Here is a 414-nt window from a genome sequence, read left to right on the forward strand (position 1 = left end):
ACCCCGCGCATGGTGGTGCCTCCGGAGCTAAGTCCCGGAAAGGCCAGCGTGATCAGGGTTTTGAATACGTCCCATAACTCACCCAGCGCCCCCCAGAGGGTATTGACAACCCCGGCATTGACATCCAGATTGTCCGACCAGCTGATAAACAGATCGATCGCGCTCTTCACGTACGGGGCCAGCTTTTCCCCGATGCTGACGGCAAAACCGGTGACAATTGAGGTGCTTTTGTTCCAGCGTTCGGAGAGCGTATCCATNCATCTTTTTGGTCAGCTCGCTGATCTCCTCCCGGTGGGTGATGATGTGCTGCGCGGCCACGATGTTTTCCGTACCGAATTTCTTGGCAAGTTCGGCCGTCGACAGGTTCTGTTTGCCCAGATTCTCCAGCGCCTTATCCAGACCCACCATTGCCGG

General features: G+C 56.7%; 1 protein-coding gene. It reads right to left on the reverse strand.

The genetic code is table 11. The annotated features are described in order from the left end of the window. Positions 1-257 (reverse strand): hypothetical protein (locus BLX24_RS31275; protein ID WP_143092988.1); only part of this gene is annotated, 257 nt, incomplete at its 3' end. Positions 258-414: the final 157 nt, after the last annotated feature.

The organism is Arsenicibacter rosenii (genome assembly GCF_001870735.1).
GTDB classification, from domain to species: Bacteria; Bacteroidota; Bacteroidia; order Cytophagales; family Spirosomataceae; genus Arsenicibacter; species Arsenicibacter rosenii.